Source organism: Streptomyces sp. NBC_00028 (assembly GCF_045041065.1).
In the GTDB taxonomy this organism is placed as follows: Bacteria; Actinomycetota; Actinomycetes; order Streptomycetales; family Streptomycetaceae; genus Streptomyces.
Map to the genome: position 1 here is coordinate 3,336,042 of NZ_CP108293.1, position 19,844 is coordinate 3,355,885.

A 19,844-nucleotide genomic window follows, 5' to 3' on the forward strand; every position below is an offset into this window, starting at 1 on the left:
GCGTCAGGCGCGGAAACCCTCCGGGCGCTCCGGGCTCGCGTCGGCCAGGGCCTTCGCCACCGCGTCCACGCCCTCCTGGAGTCCGTACACCGGCGTGTCCGGCTGCTGGCGCCAGGAGTCGTCGAGGCCGCCCGCGTCGACCGTGTCGAAGCCGAGTTCGTCGATGAGGGCGCGGACCTTCGCCTTGGCCGCCTCGTCGTCGCCGGCGACCGGGAGGGCCTGGCGGTCGGGGGCGCCGGCCGGGCGGTGGCGGTCCAGGATGTCCTGGGCGTAGGTGCCGTTGAAGGCCTTGATGACGGGGTGGCCGAGGTGCTGTTCCGTCCAGCGGCTCTCCGTCAGACCCTCGTCCTCGATCCCGGCGATCCGGCCGTCCCGCTGCTTCGGGTAGTAGTTGCCGGTGTCGATCACCGCCACCCCGTCCGCCGCCCCGTCGAGGACGCCCTTCGGCAGGTCCGGGATCGCCTTGAGCGGGATCGTGACGACGACCACCTCCGCACCGCGCGCGGCCTCCTCGACCGGGACCGGCGTCGCGCCCGTCTCCTCCGCTAGCGCGGTGAGGGTCTGGGGGCCGCGGGAGTTGGCCACCGCCACCTCGTGCCCGAGGGCGGTGAGCCGTCGGGTGAGGTTGCCGCCGATGTTGCCCGCGCCGATGATGCCGATCTTCATGACAAGCCCTCCAGATCTTATGCATGTGCATATGTCTGAGTGGCATCAACCCCGGTCGGCCGGGGTGTATTCCGGCGGGCTCAGATCCGGACCACGATCTTCCCCGTATGGCGGTTGGACTCCATCAGAGCATGGGCGTCCCGGATGCGGTCCAGGCCCTCGAAGACCTCGGCGATCACCGGCCGGAAGCCGCCGTCGGACAGGCCCGCGTTGAGGAAGGCCGTGGAGCGGCGGCGCCCGCCCGGCGTCGCGGTGAGGATCATGTTGGCGTACGTGTGGATCGTGAAGGGCCAGTTCCAGGGGATCTCGGCGGGACGGCTGTCCAGCCAGCCGTAGGCCACCACCGAACCGCCCTCCGCGAGCGCCTCGGCCAGGGGACGGAAGCCGGGGCCGCCGATCGCGTCGAAGATCACCTCGACGCCCTGACCGCCGGTGAGCCGCCTGGCCTCCTTCGCCACCGTCTCGGCGCCGCCCTCGGAGACGATCACCTCCGCCGCGCCCGCCTCCAGCAGCCCCTGCCGCTTGGCCTCCGTACGGGTCGTCACCAGCGGGATCGCGCCGATACGGCGGGCCACCTGGATCGCCGCCGTACCCACCCCGCTGGAGGCCCCGGTGATCAGGACGTGGTCGCCGGGCCTGAGCCCGGCCGTCTCCAGGAGGGCTCCGTAGGCGGTCGTGTACGTCAGCCAGGACGCCGCCCCCGTGACGGCGTCCACGGAAGCGGGGCGGGGCAGCACCGAGGTCTCGGGCAGGACGACCCGTTCCGCGTAGACGCCCTGGGCGCTCATCTCGATGCCGGGTCCGGTGGTCACCGGGTCGCCGACGGTGAGTGCGGTGACGCCCTCGCCGACCGCCTCGACGACTCCGGACGCCTCGTAGCCGAGGCGGGAGGCGGGGAGGGCGGGCTGGTAGTAGTAGGCGCCGGAGCGGAAGAGGGCTTCGGCGCGGTTGAGGCCCAACGCCTCGACGCGGACGGTGACTTGACCGGGACCGGGGGCGGACACCGGAACGTCCTCGATCGTCAGCACCTCGGGTCCGCCCAGGTCATGAAAGAGCACGGTACGTGCGGTGGTTGGCATGTCGTCCACGCTAGGAGCCACGGCTGAGACGATCCATGTCTGTCGATCTCCGTTTCCTGTCCCAGCGTCTCTTCCCCCAACTCCCGGCTACGGTGGCGGACATGGACGTACTCAGCGACGCGATCGCCGCGATGCGCACCGGGCGGCCGCACTCGGGCAGGCGGGACAAGTACGCGCCCTGGGGCATGCGGATCGAGGACTCGGAGGGCGCCGGGTTCCATGTGGTGCTGCGCGGGTCGGCCTGGCTGTTGCCCTCGGCGGGCGAGCCGGTGGCGCTCGCACCGGGGGACGTGGTGTTCCTGGCGCACGGGCGGGGATACGCGCTGACCAGCGGTCCGGACGTGGAGCCGACGGTCGTCCGGTTCCGCCCGGACGAACCCCCGTCCCCGCCCCCGCCTCCCGTGCGGGACGCCGTGCCGGACACGGTCCTGCTGTGCGGCGCCTACTGGCTGGACCGCAGCCGGGCGCACCCCCTGCTTACCGAGCTGCCGGAGGTCGTGCATCTGCCCGCCACGGTCGGCGCCCACCGGTCCCTGGGGGCGACCGTGGAACTGCTGGGCACCGAGCTGGAGGAACCGCGGCCCGGCGCGGACATCATCGTCGCCTCGCTCCTGGACACCCTGCTGCTCTACATCCTGCGCGCCTGGTGGCAGGGCGAGGCCCGCACCGACCGGCATCCCACCGGCTGGGCGGCGGCGCTCGCCGACCCCGCGGTGACTTCGGCGTTGCAGGCCATCCACGCCGCGCCGGACCACCCCTGGACGGTGGAGGAACTCGGCGCCCACGGCGGCCTGTCCCGGGCGGCGTTCGCCCGCCGGTTCACCACGCTGGTGGGGCGGCCGCCGCTCGCGTATCTGACGTGGTGGCGCATGACGACGGCCGGCCGACTGCTGCGCGCGGCGGACCTGCCGCTCCGCCAGGTCGCCCAACGCACCGGCTACACCTCGGAGTTCGCCTTCGCCAAGGCGTTCAAGCGGGAGTACGGGGTAGCGCCGGGGCAGTACCGCAGGCACGCCTCCTAAGCCGCGAACGGGTCCTCCAGCTCTGCCCGTACCACCTCCGCCGCCGCTTCCGCGTCCCCGTCCGCGACCGCCCGCACCAGCGCCTCATGGGCCTCGTCGGCCGTGTTGGGGTCGTGGCTGCGCAGGCCGGTCAGGGCCAGGAGCTCGATCAGGCCCTGTCGCAGGACCGGGGTGAACTCCGTGAAGAGATCGGCGAGTACGGGGTTGTGGGCGGCCCCCACCACCGCCGCGTGGAAGGCGATGTCGGCGTCGATGAACGCCTCGTCGTCCCGCTGCGAAGCCGCCCTGCGGCCCCGCAGCCCCAGCTCCATGGCCGCCACGTCCTCCGGTGTCCGGCGCCGCGCGGCGAGGCGGGCGGCGTGCACTTCCAGACCCATCCGCACCTCGTAGACATCCGTCACCGCGGCCCGCCGCAGCCGGGTCGGCCAGTCCGCCGTCGGTTCCGTGGCGAGGACGAACACCCCGGCGCCCTGCCGGGGTTGGACCAGCCCCGCGCCGGCCAGGGCGCGCAGGGCCTCGCGGACCGTGGAGCGGCCCACGCCCAACTCCCTGGCGAGGGTGGTCTCGCCGGGCAGCTTGCTGCCGACTTCCCAGTGGCCGGCGGCGATCTGGGCGCGCAGGCGTTCGGCGGCCTGTTCCACCAGCGGGCTGGGCCGGAGGGGGCCCAGGGGCGATGACGACGTACTCACTTCACGTTTCCCACTTGTCTGAGGACCTGAGGAGTGGCTAGCGTACCCCCATGATCTTCCGTGGTCTCCTTCTTCTCGGCTGCCGCGGCGGGGCCTGACGCGACCGGCACCCCGCCGCGGGCGCCGTGCTGCCGCCGGTCTCCCGCGACCGAGCCGAAGGAAACGCCGAAGCCATGACCAGCGTCTGGAATCCACAGCGCCCGAGTCCCATGCCGTACCACCGCTACCGCCCGTACGACGAGCGGGTGAACGTCCCCGCATCCGACCGGAGTTGGCCCTCCGCCCGGATCGAGCGCGCCCCGCTCTGGGTCCCCGTGGACCTGCGCGACGGCAACCAGGCGCTGGCCGAACCGATGGACACCCCGCGCAAGCGCCGTCTGTACGACCTGCTGGTGGCGACCGGGTTCAAGGAGATCGAGGTGGGCTATCCGTCCGCCAGCCGCACCGACTTCGACTTCGTCCGGCATCTGGTGACCACCGACGCCGTACCGGACGACGTCACCCCCGTCGTCTTCACCCCGGCCAGGGCCGACCTCATCGACCGGACCTTCGCGTCGATCGAGGGGTTGCCGAGGGCCGTCGTCCATCTGTACATCGCCACGTCACCGGTGTGGCGCGAGGTCGTCCTCGGCCGTGACCGGGCGGACATCCGGCGGACCGTCCGGGAGGCGGCCGAGCGGATGGCCCGGCTCGGCCGACACCCCGGTGTCCGCTTCCAGTTCTCCCCCGAGACCTTCAACCTCACCGAGCCGGACTTCGTGCTGGAACTGTGCGACCTGCTGACCGGACTGTGGGACGCGAGCCCGGACCGTCCGGTCACCCACAACCTCCCGGCGACGGTGGAGATCGCGACCCCGAACGTCTACGCCGACCAGATCGAGTACGTCCACCGCAACCTGTCCCGCCGTGACTCGGTCATCCTCTCCGTGCACCCCCACAACGACCGCGGCACAGGCGTCGCCTGCGCCGAACTGGCCGTCCTGGCCGGTGCGCAGCGCGTCGAGGGCTGTCTGTTCGGCAACGGCGAGCGCACCGGGAACGTCGACCTGGTGACCCTCGCCATGAACCTGTACGCCCAAGGCGTGGACCCCATGGTCGACTTCAGCGACATCGACCGCGTCAAGGAGACGGTCGAGCACTGCAACCGCCTGCCGGTGCACCCCCGCCACCCCTATGCGGGCGACCTCGTCCACACCGCGTTCTCCGGCACCCACCAGGACGCCATCAGCAAGGGCCTCGCACATCGGGCCGCTCACCCGGACGAGCCCTGGAGCGTCCCGTACCTGCCGATCGACCCGGCCGACATCGGCCGCTCCTACGAGGCGGTGATCCGGGTGAACTCCCAGTCGGGCAAGGGCGGCATGGCGTACCTGCTGAAGACCCACCACGGCGTCGACCTGCCGCCGCGCATGCGTCCGGACTTCTCCCGGGTCGTGCAGGAGGCCACGGACGACAGCGGGCGGGAGATGACACCGAAGGAGCTGTACGACCTGTTCCGCTCGACGTACGTCGTCGCGGACGGCGAGGTGGCGCTGGAGACCTGGTCCACCCAACCGGACGGTTCCGGCGGACACCGCTTCGTCTGCACCCTGCGCACCGGTGACCGGGTCGGCGACTACGAGGGCACGGGCGCGGGCCCGGTCTCCGCCTTCGTCGACGCCCTCGCCGGCGCCGGGTTCACGGTTCGCGTCCTGGACTTCACCGAGGACGCCGGGGCCGCCTACGCCGAGGTCGAGGTCAACGGCCGCACCGCGTGGGGCGCCGGGGAGAGCGCGACGGCGGCGGTGCTGTCCGCGGTGAACCGGGGGCTGCGATGACGGAGGTGCTGCGCGCGGAGGGCGTGGACGTCGTACGGGAGGGGCGGCCGATTCTCCAGGAGGTGAGCCTGACCGTCCGGGCCGGCGAGCACTGGGCGCTCCTCGGCGCCAACGGGGCGGGCAAGTCGACGCTGCTGAGCCTGCTGGGCGCGGTGGTCCATCCCACACGCGGGACGGTGGAGGTGCTCGGGCGCCGCCTGGGCCGGGTCGATCTGCGGGAGCTGCGGGCGTACGTGGGTCATGTCGATCCGCGCCATCCGCTCACACAGCCGTTGCGCACCCGGGACGTCGTCCTGACCGGGCTGACCAACTCCGTGGCCCCGCTGCCGCGTTGGCGTCCGACGCCCGCGCAGGAGGAACGGGCGGACCGGCTCATCGACACGCTCGGTCTCACGGCGCTCCGCGACGCCCGCTGGCCCACGCTCTCGCAGGGGCAGCGCGGGCGCACCCTGATCGCGCGGGCGCTGATGCCCGAACCGCGGCTGCTGCTCCTGGACGAACCGGCGACCGGCCTCGATCTGCCCGGACGGGAGCACCTGATCGGGGCGCTGGACGAGCTGCGCCGGGAGCATCCGACGCTGGCGACGGTCCTGGTCACCCACCATCTGGAAGAACTCCCCGGCGGCACCACCCACGCCCTGCTCCTGCGCGAGGGAAGGGTCCTCGCCCGGGGTCCGGCCGCCGAGGTCCTCACCGGTGACCAGGTCGGCAAGTGCTTCGACCTGCCCCTGGTCCTGGACCGGCGGGACGGCCGCTGGAGCGTGCGCCGGGCATGACGAAGGGGGCGCCCCCAAAAGCCTCTTGCGGCTCCTCGGGCGCCCCCTTCCCGCTCGCGTCACTTGCTCAGGTACGCCCAGAACTCGTCGAAGGAGAGCACCTTGTCGCCGTTGAGGTCACGGGTCTTGATGATCACCTCGGCGACCGACTCGGTGACGTTCCAGTCGCCTTCCTGAGCGAGGGCGCTCTTGAACTCCGCGGCGGTGATGAAGCCGTCACCGTCCGTGTCGATCCGCTCGAAGTCCTTGCGTGCCTCGTCGATGTTCGCCACCGATCCGCCCCTTTTCGTCGTACCTTGCTTGGCTTGTTGCCGGGGGTCAGATTAACCGGCGGTCCGAGAGCGCAGCGCGGCGACCACCCACGCGAACTCCTCCTCGTACGCCGCCTGCGGTCCGAGCCCCGCCACCGCCGCCCACAGCCGGCGGTAGCGGGCCACCCGCACGTTGGAGCCCGCCTCCAGCCGGGTCAGCACCTCGGTCGGGTCCGCGTCGCCGAGCAGTCCCCGCAGCAGGTCGGCGGCCTCGGGCGCGTCCGGCGCGATCCCCCGCTCCAGCGCCTCCCCCGCGAGCTGCACCAGGCGGCTCATGAACCACAGCGAGGTGCCCGCGGGCACGTCCGGGCCGCGGTCGGCCGCGTTGAACTCGATCATCCTGCGCATCAGCGTCCGGAACTCGGGGTCCTGCATCATCTCGGCGAGCTCGACCCACGCGTCGACCTGCTCGGGCGTCGGGTCGTCCGGCAGATCCGCCGGGGCGAACCGCAGCCGCGTGCGGATCTCGGGGTCGGCGGTGTCGAGCCCGTCGAAGATCTCCGTCGTGAAGTCCTCGACGATCCGGGCCCGTTCGGCCGCCGACAGCCGTGCCAGCTTGTTCATCAGGGTCATCTCCTCTGCGGTCGAACCGCGTCGCGCCACGGTCGACAGCACCGCCCGGGTCACCTTGAGCGAACGGATCTGCGCGTCCAGCGCCGTCACATGCGCCGCCGCCACCTCCACGACGGTCCGCTCCCCGTCCAGCACCTTCCGTACGTCGTCCAGGCCGAGGCCCAGCTCGCGCAGGGTGCGGATCAGCTCCAGGCGGGCGGCGCACGAGGTGTCGTAGAGCCGGTAGCCCCCGGCGGAGCGGGTCACTGGCACGAGTACGCCCTCGTCGGACCAGTAGCGGATGGTCCGGACCGTCAGGCCCGTCGCCCGGGCCAGCTCGCCGATGGTGAGAAGTCCGGTGCCGTCGTCGATCATGTGTGTGAGTCTGGGCCTTCCAGTGGGTGGAGACTCAAGGGCGGGTGCGGTGGAGACTCTTCGGGACATTCTCGACGCGGCGGCCCGCGGGGTCTTCCCGCCGGCGGACGGCCGTACGACGGTCGTGCCGCAGCACTCGGCCCGGGACGCGGGGGTGCTCGCCTTCACCGCGCACTCCGTCGTCTTCACCGACGAGGATCCAAACTGGGTGCACGAGACGCTGCGCGGGCTGGACTGCGATCCGCTCGCCGCGACCATGAACCCGCGGTTCCTGGCGGCCTTCCTGGAGCGGACCGGGCGTAGGGCCGAGACGATCGACACGATGCTGGTCGGCCCGCCCCTGTCCGGCGAACCGCCGCTCGCGCTCAGGGAGATCGAGGACGCCGGTCATCCGCGGATCGCCTACGCGCGCGGGCGCCGTGACGAGGTGCGGGCCTGGACGGCGGACGGCGGGGTGCTCGTCATGGGGCGCGGGATCGGTGGCCGCCTGGAGGTCTCGGTCGAGGTCGACGAGGGCGTGCGGCACCGGGGGCTGGGGCGGCTGCTGGTGACGGCCGCCCGGCAGCTCGTCGCCGAGCCGCTGTGGGCGCAGGTCGCGCCGGGGAACGCCCGCAGCACGCGGGCGTTCCAGGCGGCCGGTTACCGGCCGGTGGGGGCGGAGGTGCTGCTGCTCAGTGCCACGCCTCGTAATGCGGGTTGCTCTGACAGCCGCTCATGATCTCGACCTTGGTGGTCTTGTTCACCGGGCAGACGCCGATGATGTACTTCCGGGCGATGCCGCCGGGGAAGGCCACCTCCACCTGGTCGGCCCATTTGTGGGTGTCGCCGATGGTCTTGTTGACGTCCACGCCACCGGGGGCGTCGATGTAGTAGTTGTAGCCGGACTTCCACCACGTCTTGTACAGGTCGTGGTCGTAGGTCGTGGAGACGTACGGGGAGGGCTGGTTGACCAGCACGTACTTCTCGATGTCGTACTGGCCGTCGACGACGTCCTTCGGCTTGAAGCCCTCCGCGAAGACGATCTCCGGGCCGCGGCCGTCGCTGCGGTAGAGGGTGCCGCAGCTCTTGCGCCAGACCGGCTCGGGGGTGATGCGACCGACGTCGACGGTTCGGTCGACGGCGGCCTTGATCGGGTCGTCGAACTGGACCTTGCAGTCAGGGGTCGTGGGGGCCTTCGAGGGAGCGGTGGCCGCCGTGGTGGCGAAGACGGCGGCGAGGGACAGGACGGCGGCAGCGGCACGCCGCCGCAGGCGAGTGGTGATCATGGGAGCACCCTCCCGGCCCGGGCCGGTCGGGTTGCGGATCTTCACTCGTGCGGCGGCGTGTCAACTGACCGAAGATCAGCGGAAGATGCCGGTGTGGCCCAGTGAGTAGCGTCCGGGCTGCGGGTAGACGGCGAGCCCGTGCGGGCCGCTGCCGACCTTGATGCGGGCCAGCTGGGTGCCGGTGCGGGTGTCGATGGCGTACACCTCGGCGTCGTAACGCCCCGACAGCCACAGCACCTTGCCGTCGGCCGAGACGCCGCCCATGTCGGGGCTGCCGCCGTCGGGCAGACGCCACTTCTTCGTCACCTTGTCCTGCGCGAAGTCCCAGACGGAGATGGTCCCTTCGCCCCGGTTGGAGACGTACATCTCGCGCGAGTCGCGGCTGACGTAGAGGCCGTGGGTGCCCTTGCCGGTGGGGATCAGCCTCGGCTTGTCGAACGTGGCGCCGTCGAGGACCCACATGCCGTCGGCCATCATGTCGGCCACGTAGAACCGCTTGCCGTCGGGCGAGATCTTCACGTCCTGCGGCATGGCTCCGCGGAAGGGGAGCTTCTGCTGTCCGACGACCTTCATCTTCTCGGTGTCGACCTTGAGCAGCTCGCCGCTGAACTCGCAGGACACGATGAAGTACCGGCCGTCGAGGGAGAAGTCTGCGTGGTTGACGCCGTAGCAGGTGACCGGGACGGTCTTCTTGCGCTCCATGGTGTGCGGGTCGCGGAAGACGAGTTCGCGGTCGAGGGAGGCCATGACGACGGCGTACTTGCCGTTGGGCGTGAAGTAGAGGTTGTAGGGGTCGTGCACCTCGACCGGCTTGCCCGCCTTCCCGGTGCTCGGGTCGATGGGGGTGAGGGTGTGACCGCGGTTGTTGTTGACCCACAGGGTCTTCATGTCCCAGGAGGGGACGACGTGTTGGGGCTGGCGGCCGACATGGATCGTCTCGATGATCCGGTACGTCTTCGGGTCGATGACGGAGACCGTGTCGGACTCGGTGTTGGGGACGTACACCCGCGACGGGAAGTCCTTGACGACCGGGGAGAGCTTGTTGGGGCGGTCGGCGGCGTAGACGTCCCGCGGATCGAGGACCGGCGGCATGCCGGGCAGTCCGTGGACGGGCTTCTTCTTCGGCGGCGCGGGGACGGCCGCCTGGGTGGGAGCCGCCCGGGTGGGGGTGTGGTGGGGCGCGGCGTGGTCGCGGGTGTCGGTGCCACAGGCGGCGAGGGCGGCGAGGACGGCCCCCGCGGCCAGGGTCTGCTTCACAAGGCGGTGCATCAGCTGAACAGCTCCGTGGTGGTCACCGCGGCCAGGCCGCGGCGGTCGAGTGCTTCCAGTACGGCGGGGAGGGCGGCGACCGTGTCGGCGTACCCGAAGTGCAGGCTCACCACGGACCCGTTCCGGACCTCGCCGAGCACCTTGCGGGTGATCGCGGGGGCGCCGGGCGAGGTGAAGTCCAGGGCGTCGACGTCGTACGACAGGACGTGCGGGTAGCCGACGCGGCGGGCCAGCCGTTCGACGAGCGGCGAGGCCCGGGCGGCGCGCGAGGGCCGGAACCAGCTGCCGATGGAGCCGGTGAGGCCGCGCAGCCGGTCGGCGCAACCCTCGATCTCGGCGAGCGCGTCGGCCTCGGACATGTCGTTGACGCCGAGGTGGTGGAGGGTGTGGTTGCCGAGGTCATGGCCGCCGTCGAGGATGCGGCGGGCGAGCTCGGGGTGCGCGTCGAGCCAGCTGCCGACGGCGAGGACGGTGATACGGGCGCCGTGTGCCTCGGCTGCGGAGAGCAGTGCCCGGGCGGTGGCGGGCTCGCCGTTGCCGTGGAAGGTGAGGGCGACGCGGGGACGGTCGCGGGGGCCGTGGGTGAGCTGGGCGGGAAGGCCGGGCAAGCGGCGGGGGCCGGGGGCGGGGGGTCCGGCCGAGGGGGCGGCGGACCGGGAGGGGGCCGGATGAGCGACGGCACCATGGGTGGCGCACCCGGCGGTGAACGCGAGTCCGGCGGTGAACGCGAGCCCGGCGGTGGCGCGGAGCACTGTCCGACGATCGGTAGTGGTCACTTGCCCCATTTAAGGGCGGTTTGCCTCGACTACCGATCAGCGACCCGCATCTCGAACCACGTCGTCTTCCCGCGCGGCAGCAGATCGACGCCCCAGCGGTCGGACAGCTTGTCCACCAGGAACAGCCCCCGCCCGCTGATGTCCATCTCCTGCACCGGCATCAGACACGGCAGCCCGCGCGAGGGGTCGCGCACCTCGACGCGGATCCAGCCCCGCCGCCGGCGCATCCGGAGCCCGAACACCCGCGCGCCCGTGTGCCGGACGGCGTTGCCGACGAGTTCGGAGACGAGTAAAACGGCGTCCTCGGTCATCTTCGGGGTGAGCCCCCACTGGCGGAGGACGACGACCTGGGTCAGCCGGCGGGCCGTGGCCGCGGACTCGGGGCGGGACGGAAGCGGAACCTCCGCCTCGGTGGGATCTCCGAACAACTCCAGCGCCTTCTGCGCGTGTTCGTCCTCGACCGTGGGCGACCAGCGCGCCGCGGTCGCACGGCCGTGTCCCCGCGGCTGTTCGATACCCTCCAGCCCCGCCATGCCCCCATCATGGCCGCACCGGCCGCCCTCCGGGGCCGTTCCTGCCGAATACGCCCCCCGGAATCCACCATTCCGCTGTTTCCGATCGGCATATGCCAGCGGCAGTTCGGGGTGGTCGACAGTCTCGCTGACCTGCGACGGAGGCTCGGTTGGTGGCAATCGACGGTCCCCCTCGACAAGGCAGACTTAAGGTTGCGTTAAGGCTCCCATAAACCGCCCCATCGAGGGACCCGGATGAGACATCCCGTCAATTGCAAGTGGTTCAAGGAAGTTTCACCACCGGCTTTTCCGCCCGGACCGTCAGAGGAACTTCGCCTTCCCCGGCCCTTCCTCGACGAAGCTGCGCATGCCGATCTCCCGGTCGGCGGTGGCGAACAGGCCCGCGAACCAGTTCCGTTCGACGGCGAGCCCGGTGTCGATGTCCGTCTCCAGACCCGTGTCGATCGACTCCTTCGCGGCCCGCAGCGCGATCGCCGGACCCTGTGCCAGCTTCGCCGCCCACGCCCGCGCCTCGGTGTACACCTCGGAGGCCGGGACCACCCGGTCCACCAGACCCAGCCGCTCCGCCTCGTCCGCCTTGACCATCCGGCCGGTGAAGATGAGGTCCTTCGCCTTGGACGGGCCGATGAGCCGGGCCAGACGCTGGGTGCCACCGGCGCCCGGGATCAGACCGAGCAGGATCTCGGGCTGGCCCAGCTTGGCGTTGTCGGCGGCGATCCGGAAGTCCGCGCACAGCGCCAGCTCGCAACCGCCGCCCAGCGCATAGCCGGTGACGGCCGCGACGACCGGCTTGGGGATGCGGGCCACGGCCGTGAACGAGTCCTGGAGGGCCCGGGCGCGCAGGACCATCGCGGTGTGGTCCATGGCCTGCATCTCCTTGATGTCCGCGCCGGCCGCGAACACCTTCTCCCCGCCGTAGACCACCACGGCCCGCACGTCCTCACGCCGCGTCGCCTCCTCGGCGAGCTCCTTGAGGCGGTCCTGGGTGGCGACGTCCAGCGCGTTCATGGGCGGACGGTCGAGAAGGATGGTGCCGACGCCTTCGGCGACTTCCAGAGTTACGGTCATGGGGGAAGGTTAACGGCCACTAACGACAACGGCCCCGGTGGAGTAGCTCACACCGGGGCCGCACGCCGAGCGTCGTGGGACTACTTCTCACCCCACTTCTCGGACTACTTCTTCCACTCCGACCAGGACATGTTCCAGCCGTTGTAGCCGTTGTCCGGGGCGACCGTGGCGTCGTTGGAGTGCTTCACGACCACCACGTCGCCGATGATCGAGTGGTCGAAGAACCACGCGGCCGGCGCGGAGCGGTCGCCGCCGCCGCGGTTGTCGCGCAGGCCCACGCAGCCGTGGCTGGCGTTGTAGTTGCCGAAGGCGTCGCCGCCCCAGTAGTTGCCGTGGATGAAGGTGCCCGAGTTGGTCAGGCGCATGGCGTCGGGGACGTCCTTGATGTCGTACTCGCCGCCGTAGCCGACCGTCTCGCCGTTCATCCGGGTCACCCGGAGGCGCTCGCTGATGACCATCTGGCCGTTCCAGGTGTCGTAGCCGGGCTTGCCGGTGGTGACGGGCAGGGTCTTGATGACCTTGCCGTCCTGCATGACCTTCATCGTGTGCTTCTTGGCGTCCACGACGGAGACCTGGTTGCGGCCGATGGTGAAGGACACCGACTTGGCCTGCTTGCCGTAGACGCCGTCCCGGCCCTCGACGCCGTCGAGGTTGAGGTCGACGGTGACCTTGGTGCCCTCGGCCCAGTAGTCCTCGGGGCGGAAGTCGAGGCGGTCGTTGCCGAACCAGTGGCCCTCGACGTCGACGGCCGGCTCGGTCTTGATGCTGATGGCCTTCTCGACGTCGTCCGGGTTGGTGATCCCCCGGGTGAAGCGGATCGAGAAGGGCATCCCGACGCCGACCTTCGAGCCGTCCTCCGGCGTGAAGTTGCCGACGAAGGTGTTCTTCGGCGTCAGGGTGGTGAAGCTGGAGTCCTCGGCGGCCTCACGGCCCTCGGAGTCCTTCGCGACCGCGTGCACCGCGTACGTGGTGGCACCGGCCAGGTGGGTGGACGGCGTCCAGGAGGCGCCATCGGCGGATATCTCGCCGTCGACCTTGTCACCCTTGGCCGTCTTGACCTCGACCGCCGTCAGCTTGCCCTTGGTGGCGCTCACCTTGAGGGCGCCGCTGGTCTCCACGGACTTCGCGCCGTCCTTGGGCGCGATGGCGACGACGGCCGCCGACTGCTTGCTCTCCGCGGCGCTCGCGTCCTCGCCCTTGCCGGCCCCGGCCTTGCCGTCCGAGTCCCCGCCGCCGCCCCCGCACGCGGTGACGGCGACCAGCATCACTCCGGACACCACGGCCATCCAGCCCTTGCGCCGCCGCACGCGTGCGTCAACCGACGCCCCCGATATCGGTCGCACGTTCAAAGTGTTTCTCCCCTCGCCGGGCCCGGTCCAGGCCCGCAACCCCCTGCGCGTCCCGCGCACTCGGCGCATATTAACCAGAAGATCCCGGCCGTCGGCGGGGTGTGATTGTCACCGTTCGGTCCCAACCGTGACCCCCGCCCCGCCCGTCAACCCGCCCCCCCCACCTGGTTACTTCACCGCGCTGCCCGCCTTCCACTCCTTCCATCCCATATTCCACCCTCCGAGCCCGTTGTCAGGAGCGACCTTTTTGTCATCACTGTGGACGACCTCGACGACATCCCCGATGAGGCTGCGGTCGAAGAACCAGCCCGCGGGGGTGTCCGAACCGCCCCCCTTCACATCCCTCAGACCGACACAGCCGTGGCTGACGTTGACCTTGCCGGGGGCGTCCGGCGCCCAGTAGTTGCCGTGCAGGAAGGTGCCGGAGTCGGTGAGGCGCAGGGCGTGCGGGACGTCGGGGATGTCGTACTCGCCGCCGAAGCCGACCGTGCGGCTGTTCATCCGCGTCACTTCGAGCATCTCGGTGATGACCATCTTGCCGTTGTAGGTCGTGGTCCGGGGTGCCCCGGCCGTGATCGGCACCGTGGCCAGCAGTTCGTCGTCCCGTCTGACCTGCATGGTGTGCTTGGCGGCGTCGACCAGGGAGACCTGGCTGCGGCCGACGGTGAAGGAGAACGTCTTGTACTGCAGGCCGTAGACGCCGGGGGCGCCCTCGACGTCGCGGAGGCGGAGCGAGACGGTCACCTGGGTGCCGGGCTTCCAGTAGTGCTCGGGGCGGAAGTCGAGGCGGCCCTTGTCGAACCAGTGCGGGCGGATCTCCACGGGCGGCTCGGCGCTGACGTGGACGGCGCGTTCGACGGCGGCGCGGTTCTCGATGTCGCGGTTGAAGCCGAGGGAGACGATCATCCCGGTGCCGACCGTGGAGCGGTTCTCCGGGGTGACGTACCCGATGAAGCGCTCCTCGGGGACGTAGGTGGTGAACGTGGTGTGCCGGGCGGAGCGGCGGCCGTGGCCGTCGAGGGCGACGGCGTCGACGGTGTACTTCGCGGCGAGGGCGAGCCGCCCGTCGTCGGGCTCCCACCTCAGCCCGTCCTCGGAGACGCGACCGGGCACCGGGGTGTCCTGCGCGTCCTGGGACTTGACGACCTTCACCGACTCCAGCCGCCCGCTGGGCACCCGCACCCGCAGCCGGCTGTCCTGTTCCACGCCCTTGCTGCCGTCGTCCGGGGTGACCCGGATGACGTCCTCGGGTGCGGGTGGTTTCCCGAGCCCCCCGAGGTCGAGCCCGCCCGACCCCGAAGTGCAGCCGGCCAGCAGTCCTGCCCATGTCAGTACGGCGGCCAGAGCGGCCCCTGCGCGCCGAGCGCGCCTGTGTGCATGCCTCACGGGGGGTCCAACGATCAGGCCCGCCCTGGGGAAACGTGAGTGCGAGCCTAGCTCTGGGCAGAACAGTGGGGAGGACGACGCGATGGGGAGCCGCGGCCGGGACGCCGTGCGCTCGTTTTCGTGTCGTTCCGCGAGCCGTGGGAGGCCTGAGGTGTCCAGCGCAGCCGAGCAGGAGGCGGTGGCCGACGACGTACGGCCGGCTGCCGTGAACGGTGCGCGGCGCACGCCGTCGGCGCCGGCCGTGCCCGTGTGGCCCGGTGCGCCCGTGCCGTTGGGGGCCCGGTTCCGGGTGGGCCCGGACGGGGTCGCGGGCACCAACTTCGCGTTGTGGGCGGGCGGCGCGGAGGGCGTCGAGCTGTGCCTCTTCGACGAGCACGGCAAGGAGACCCGGGCCCCGCTGACCGAGCTGACGCACGAGATCTGGCACGGGTTCGTGCCGGGCGTCGGGCCGGGTCAGCGGTACGGCTATCGGGTGCACGGACGCTGGGACCCCTGGACCGGCGGGCGCTGGAACCCGGCGAAGCTGCTCCTCGACCCGTACGCCCGTGCCGTGGACGGCGACTTCAGCCTGCCGCCCGAGGTGTACGGGCATGTCCGCGACTGGCCCCAGCAGCAGGTCGCGGACACCGTGCGCGACGACCGGGACTCGGCGCCGTACGTCCCCAAGGGCGTGGTCGTCCACGACGACGCCCCCGACGACGAGTGGGCGGACGACCGCCGCCCGAAGACACCGTGGGCGGACTCGGTCATCTACGAGTTGCATGTACGGGGGTTCACGAAACTGCACCCCGGCATCCCCGAGGAACTGCGCGGCACCTACGCGGGGTTGGCGCATCCGGCGGCCATCGAGCACCTCACCAAGCTCGGTGTCACGGCCGTCGAGCTGCTGCCCGTCCACCAGTTCGCCCACGAGGACCATCTGCTGCGCCGCGGTCTGAAGAACTACTGGGGCTACAACTCCATCGGCTACTTCGCCCCGCACGCCGGCTACGCCGCCTCCGGCACCACCGGCCAGCAGGTCGGCGAGTTCCGCGACATGGTGCGCGCACTGCACGAGGCGGGCATCGAGGTCATCCTCGACGTGGTCTACAACCACACGGCGGAGGCGGGCGAGTTGGGCCCGACGCTGTCGCTGAAGGGCATCGACAACCGGGGCTACTACCGGCTCCAGTCGGACGCCCGCAGGTACGCCGACTACACCGGCTGCGGCAACACCCTCCACGTCGTCCAGCCGCACGTCCTGCGCCTCATCACCGACTCGCTGCGCTACTGGGTCACGGAGATGGGTGTCGACGGCTTCCGCTTCGACCTGGCGGCGGCGCTGGCGCGTTCGATGCACGACGTCGACATGCTGTCCCCGTTCCTCGCGGTGATCGCCCAGGACCCGGTGCTGCGCCGGGTGAAGCTGATCGCCGAGCCGTGGGACGTCGGGTCGGGCGGCTATCAGGTGGGCGCCTTCCCCCCTCTGTGGACGGAGTGGAACGACCGCTACCGCAACGCCGTACGGGACTTCTGGCGCGGCGCGCTGCCGGACGTACGGGATCTCGGCTACCGGCTGTCGGGGTCGAGCGATCTGTACGCCTGGGGCGGGCGGCGGCCGTACGCCTCGGTCAACTTCGTGACGGCGCACGACGGTTTCACGCTGCGCGACACGGTGTCGTACGAACGCAAGCACAACGAGGCCAACGGCGAGGGGAACCGGGACGGTTCGAACGACAACCGGTCGTGGAACTGCGGCGCGGAGGGCGAGACGGACGAGGAGCGGGTACGGGCACTGCGGCGCCGCCAGTTGCGCAATCTGCTCACCACGCTGCTGCTGTCGACGGGCGTGCCGATGCTGGTCGCGGGCGATGAACTGGGGCGCACCCAACGGGGCAACAACAACGCGTACTGCCAGGACAACGAGATCAGCTGGCTGGACTGGGGGCTGCTGGAACAGCCGGGCTGGAAGGCGCTGTTCGAGCTGACGTCCCGGCTCATCGCGCTGCGCCACCAGCACCCCGTACTGCGTCGGCGGGCCTTCTTCTCAGGACGGGCGCACTCCGCGGACGGGCTGCGCGATCTGGCGTGGTTCACGGCACGGGGCGCCGAGATGACGGAACGGGACTGGTACGCGCCGGCCGCCACGCTCGGTATGTATCTCTCCGGGCGGGACATCCCGGGCCGCGACGAGCGCGGCGATGCCGTCCTCGACGACAGCTTCCTCGCCGTGCTGCACGCCGGGGACCGTCCGGCGAGCTTCGTGTTGCCGGGGCCGCCATGGGCGGAACGGTACGAGGTCGTCGTCGACACCTCGCGGGAGGAGCAGGGGTCGGCGCCGGGGGTCGTGCACCGGGCGGGGGCGGCGATCACGGTTCCGGCGCGGGCGGTTCTGCTGCTGCGCGTCGGGTAGGAGTCGGCGGTGACCAACGGGAACACGTACTTCCTGCGGAACAACGACCGGTCGCCACGCGGGCGACAGGACCGTGGCGTGGGGCGGCGGCTGATCGTCGTCGGGTGGGTGCTGCGGGTGGGCGGGGCCGCACTGGGGCTGGGGAGCGTGTTCGTCGCCCAGGCTTGTGTCCGGCGCCTCCTCGAAGGCACATCGCACCAGGGCGGGTGGCTGCTGGCTCTCCTGGTGTGCGTGCCCGTCTTCTTCCTCGGCTGGTGCGGGTTCGCCCTGGGCCGGGTCTGGGAGCAGAACGGCAGACGGCACACCGCCGAGATCCTCGACCCGCTGCGGGCGGCCCACTCGACCGAACACGTCCTGTATCTGCGGCCGTTCGACCTCGACACGGTCATGTCCGGCATGCCGATGGAGCTCTCGGGCGGCGGGGCGAGTCTCACCAACGTCTTCTTCCTCTCCGGCCGGACCTTGGAGGAGGACCTGGTGAGGCGGTTTGGGCGGCTCGGCCGGGTGGTCGCGATCGGCCGTCCCGGGGAGCCGCTGCCGGAGGCCGGCGCCGAGCGCATGTACGTGGCCGACGACGAGTGGCAGCGGGTGGTGAGCGGCCTCATCGCGCGGGCGCGGGTGGTGACACTGTCGGTGGGCACGGGGCAGGGCACGGTGTGGGAGTTCGTGGAGTCCCTGCGCGTGCTGCCGCCCGAGCGGCTGGTGCTGTTGATCTACTGCGACCGGACGGCCTACGACGCGTTCCGCGAGGTCGTGGCGGAGCGGTGCGCCCTGCCGGAGTACCCGCCGCCCGCCCGTCCAAAGCGGCCCCGGTGGGAGGTGCTGATGAACGGCGGCCGCAAACGGCTGCTCTGGGACTTCGCGCTGAAGGGCGTGATCGTCTTCGGTCCCGACTGGCAGCCGCGGTTCGTGCGCTTCGATCCGTCGACGCTGCGGGTGCCGAGCGTGTTCTCGGTGCGCAAGCTGCTGCGGCGTGAGCTCGATCCGGTGCTGGACCGGCTGGCGGCTCTCCCGCCCCGCCGCTGAGACCCGCGTTGCGGGGTCGTTGCAGCCCCGTGAACTCCGCCTGTGATTCCTGGCCAGGACACCCGTCCGGCGATCAGACTCGGCCGCATGCCGAAGATCTCCCGCCGTACGTTCGGTGGTCTCGTCGGTGGCGGTGCCGTGACCGCCGTCGCCGGTACGACCACCGCCGCCGAAGCCGCTCCTGCCGAGCGCCCGTTCACCGCACGTGCCGGCGGTACGAGCCGGCGTCCCAACATCCTCGTCATCCTCGGTGACGACCTCGGCTGGGCCGACCTCTCCTCCTACGGCGCCCCGCACATCAAGACGCCGCACCTCGACCGTCTCGCCCGGCAGGGTGTGCGGTTCACGGACGCGTACTCGGGGTCGGCGACCTGCTCCCCGACCCGGTTCAGCCTCTACACCGGACGCTATCCGGGCCGTACGCCGGGCGGGCTCGCCGAGCCGATCGGCAACCGGACGCAGGGCCTCGACCCGAACCACCCCACCCTCGCCTCCCTGCTGAGGGGGGCCGGTTACGCCACCGCCCTGATCGGCAAGTGGCACTGCGGCTGGCTGCCCGACTACAGCCCCACCAAGTCGGGTTGGGACGAGTTCTTCGGCAACCACGGCGGCGTGCTGGAGTACTTCTCCAAGCTCGGCCAGCTCGGCGAGTACGACCTCTACGAGGGCGACGCCACCTACAAGGACCTGCGCTACTACACGGAGGTCCTGACCGAGCGGGCCGTCGAGTACGTGGGCCGCAAGCACGACAAGCCCTGGCTGCTGAACCTCAACTTCACCACCCCGCACTGGCCCTGGCTCGCGGAGGGCGACGAGGAGACCGGCGCCGAGATCGAGGCGAAGATCCGGGCCGCCACGTCACAGGCCGAGGTCGTCGCCGCGCTCAACCACTACGACGGCGGCTCGGTCGAGAAGTACGCGGAGATGGTGGAGTCCCTGGACGCGGCCGTCGGCGAGGTGCTCGCCGCGCTGCGCCGCTCGGGGCAGGAGGAGAACACGGTCGTGGTGTTCGCCAGCGACAACGGCGGCGAACGCTACTCCTACAACTGGCCCCTCAGCGGTGAGAAGTTCGTCCTCCTGGAGGGCGGTATCCGGGTCCCGACGATCGTCCGCTGGCCCGCCCGCATCGACGGCCACCAGGTCAGCCACGAGCCGAACTTCTCCCCCGACTGGACGGCGACCCTGCTGGAGTTCGGCGGCGCCCGTCCCGACCCGGCGTACCCCCTGGACGGCACGAGCCTCGCGGGCTATCTCCTGCGCGGCGAGGAGCTGCCGGAGCGCGACCTGTTCTGGCGGGTGCGGGCCAACCGGGCGCTCAGGCGCGGCGACTGGAAGTACTACCAGGACGCCGACCAGACCGACCACCTCTACAACCTGGCCGCCGACGCCCGCGAGCAGGCCGATCTCGCCCCGGACAAGCCGGAGTTGCTGGCCGAGCTGAAGGCGGCGTGGGAGAAGAAGGCCGCCACCTTGCTGCCGTATCCCGCCTAGAT

19 protein-coding genes are annotated in these 19,844 nt (G+C 71.1%); 7 read left to right on the plus strand and 12 right to left on the minus strand.

Features of this window, described 5'->3' with window-relative positions:
• Nucleotides 1-3: 3 nt before the first annotated feature.
• Together OG885_RS14570 and OG885_RS14575 are read right to left on the minus strand one after the other, a co-directional pair.
• Nucleotides 4-666, minus strand: coding sequence for an NADPH-dependent F420 reductase (locus tag OG885_RS14570; RefSeq protein ID WP_405731008.1), 663 nt, complete (start codon nucleotides 664-666; stop codon nucleotides 4-6).
• Nucleotides 667-746: 80 nt separating this feature from the next.
• A complete protein-coding gene (locus OG885_RS14575; protein WP_405731010.1) occupies nucleotides 747-1,745 on the minus strand; it encodes a zinc-dependent alcohol dehydrogenase family protein in 999 nt (332 codons plus the stop codon).
• 101 nt (nucleotides 1,746-1,846) lie between these two features.
• Between OG885_RS14575 and OG885_RS14580 the strand changes: the two genes are divergently transcribed.
• Entirely contained in the window at nucleotides 1,847-2,767 is a 921-nt protein-coding gene (locus OG885_RS14580; protein ID WP_405731012.1) for an AraC family transcriptional regulator, read from the plus strand.
• Here OG885_RS14580 and OG885_RS14585 read toward each other — a convergent pair.
• Nucleotides 2,764-3,456 (minus strand): FadR/GntR family transcriptional regulator, encoded by a 693-nt coding sequence (locus tag OG885_RS14585; RefSeq protein WP_405731014.1) that lies wholly within the window; start codon nucleotides 3,454-3,456, stop codon nucleotides 2,764-2,766. The genes OG885_RS14580 and OG885_RS14585 overlap by 4 nt on opposite strands.
• Before the next feature lie 173 nt (nucleotides 3,457-3,629).
• Here OG885_RS14585 and OG885_RS14590 point away from each other — a divergent pair, with 173 nt between their 5' ends.
• Together OG885_RS14590 and OG885_RS14595 are read left to right on the plus strand one after the other, a co-directional pair.
• On the plus strand, nucleotides 3,630-5,273 hold the full coding sequence (locus OG885_RS14590; RefSeq protein WP_405731016.1) for a 2-isopropylmalate synthase: 1,644 nt from the start codon (nucleotides 3,630-3,632) through the stop codon (nucleotides 5,271-5,273).
• Nucleotides 5,270-6,049, plus strand: a complete 780-nt coding sequence (locus tag OG885_RS14595; RefSeq protein ID WP_405731018.1) for an ABC transporter ATP-binding protein — start codon at nucleotides 5,270-5,272, stop codon at nucleotides 6,047-6,049. The genes OG885_RS14590 and OG885_RS14595 overlap by 4 nt, the downstream gene beginning before the upstream one ends.
• A 59-nt stretch (nucleotides 6,050-6,108) precedes the next feature.
• Here OG885_RS14595 and OG885_RS14600 read toward each other — a convergent pair whose 3' ends face one another.
• Together OG885_RS14600 and OG885_RS14605 are read right to left on the minus strand one after the other, a co-directional pair.
• Nucleotides 6,109-6,321, minus strand: coding sequence for an EF-hand domain-containing protein (locus OG885_RS14600; RefSeq protein WP_405731020.1), 213 nt, complete (start codon nucleotides 6,319-6,321; stop codon nucleotides 6,109-6,111).
• A gap of 51 nt (nucleotides 6,322-6,372) precedes the next feature.
• A complete protein-coding gene (locus OG885_RS14605; protein ID WP_405731022.1) occupies nucleotides 6,373-7,287 on the minus strand; it encodes a MerR family transcriptional regulator in 915 nt (304 codons plus the stop codon).
• Nucleotides 7,288-7,336: 49 nt separating this feature from the next.
• On the opposite strand from OG885_RS14605, the gene OG885_RS14610 reads away from it, so the two are divergent.
• Entirely contained in the window at nucleotides 7,337-8,005 is a 669-nt protein-coding gene (locus tag OG885_RS14610) for a GNAT family N-acetyltransferase (RefSeq protein ID WP_405731024.1), read from the plus strand.
• Here OG885_RS14610 and OG885_RS14615 read toward each other — a convergent pair.
• The 7 genes from OG885_RS14615 to OG885_RS14645 all read right to left on the minus strand — a co-directional run bounded on the left by OG885_RS14615 (nucleotide 7,959) and on the right by OG885_RS14645 (nucleotide 14,933).
• Nucleotides 7,959-8,552: an ADP-ribosyltransferase gene (locus OG885_RS14615; protein WP_405731026.1), complete on the minus strand. Its 594-nt coding sequence runs from the start codon at nucleotides 8,550-8,552 to the stop codon at nucleotides 7,959-7,961. The genes OG885_RS14610 and OG885_RS14615 overlap by 47 nt on opposite strands.
• 75 nt (nucleotides 8,553-8,627) lie before the next feature.
• Entirely contained in the window at nucleotides 8,628-9,821 is a 1,194-nt protein-coding gene (locus OG885_RS14620; protein ID WP_405731028.1) for a YncE family protein, read from the minus strand.
• Nucleotides 9,821-10,606, minus strand: coding sequence for a polysaccharide deacetylase family protein (locus tag OG885_RS14625; protein ID WP_405731030.1), 786 nt, complete (start codon nucleotides 10,604-10,606; stop codon nucleotides 9,821-9,823). Before OG885_RS14625 ends, OG885_RS14620 begins: the two co-directional genes overlap by 1 nt.
• Nucleotides 10,607-10,626: 20 nt before the next feature.
• Nucleotides 10,627-11,130, minus strand: coding sequence for an ATP-binding protein (locus OG885_RS14630; RefSeq protein ID WP_329334479.1), 504 nt, complete (start codon nucleotides 11,128-11,130; stop codon nucleotides 10,627-10,629).
• A 300-nt stretch (nucleotides 11,131-11,430) separates the two neighbouring features.
• Nucleotides 11,431-12,198 (minus strand): enoyl-CoA hydratase/isomerase family protein, encoded by a 768-nt coding sequence (locus tag OG885_RS14635; RefSeq protein WP_405731033.1) that lies wholly within the window; start codon nucleotides 12,196-12,198, stop codon nucleotides 11,431-11,433.
• 104 nt (nucleotides 12,199-12,302) lie between these two features.
• A complete protein-coding gene (locus tag OG885_RS14640) occupies nucleotides 12,303-13,547 on the minus strand; it encodes an Ig-like domain-containing protein (protein ID WP_405731035.1) in 1,245 nt (414 codons plus the stop codon).
• Between the two features lie 168 nt (nucleotides 13,548-13,715).
• Nucleotides 13,716-14,933 carry an Ig-like domain-containing protein gene (locus OG885_RS14645; protein WP_405731037.1) on the minus strand — a complete coding sequence of 406 codons (1,218 nt, stop codon included), beginning with the start codon at nucleotides 14,931-14,933 and terminating at the stop codon, nucleotides 13,716-13,718.
• A gap of 151 nt (nucleotides 14,934-15,084) precedes the next feature.
• Here OG885_RS14645 and glgX point away from each other — a divergent pair, with 151 nt between their 5' ends.
• The 3 genes from glgX to OG885_RS14660 all read left to right on the plus strand — a co-directional run bounded on the left by glgX (nucleotide 15,085) and on the right by OG885_RS14660 (nucleotide 19,842).
• Complete coding sequence (gene glgX / locus OG885_RS14650) at nucleotides 15,085-17,325, plus strand: glycogen debranching protein GlgX (RefSeq protein ID WP_405731039.1); 2,241 nt, start codon at nucleotides 15,085-15,087, stop codon at nucleotides 17,323-17,325.
• A gap of 9 nt (nucleotides 17,326-17,334) precedes the next feature.
• Nucleotides 17,335-18,351, plus strand: coding sequence for a hypothetical protein (locus OG885_RS14655; protein WP_405731041.1), 1,017 nt, complete (start codon nucleotides 17,335-17,337; stop codon nucleotides 18,349-18,351).
• Between the two features lie 87 nt (nucleotides 18,352-18,438).
• On the plus strand, nucleotides 18,439-19,842 hold the full coding sequence (locus OG885_RS14660) for a sulfatase (RefSeq protein ID WP_405731043.1): 1,404 nt from the start codon (nucleotides 18,439-18,441) through the stop codon (nucleotides 19,840-19,842).
• Nucleotides 19,843-19,844 lie beyond the last annotated feature (2 nt).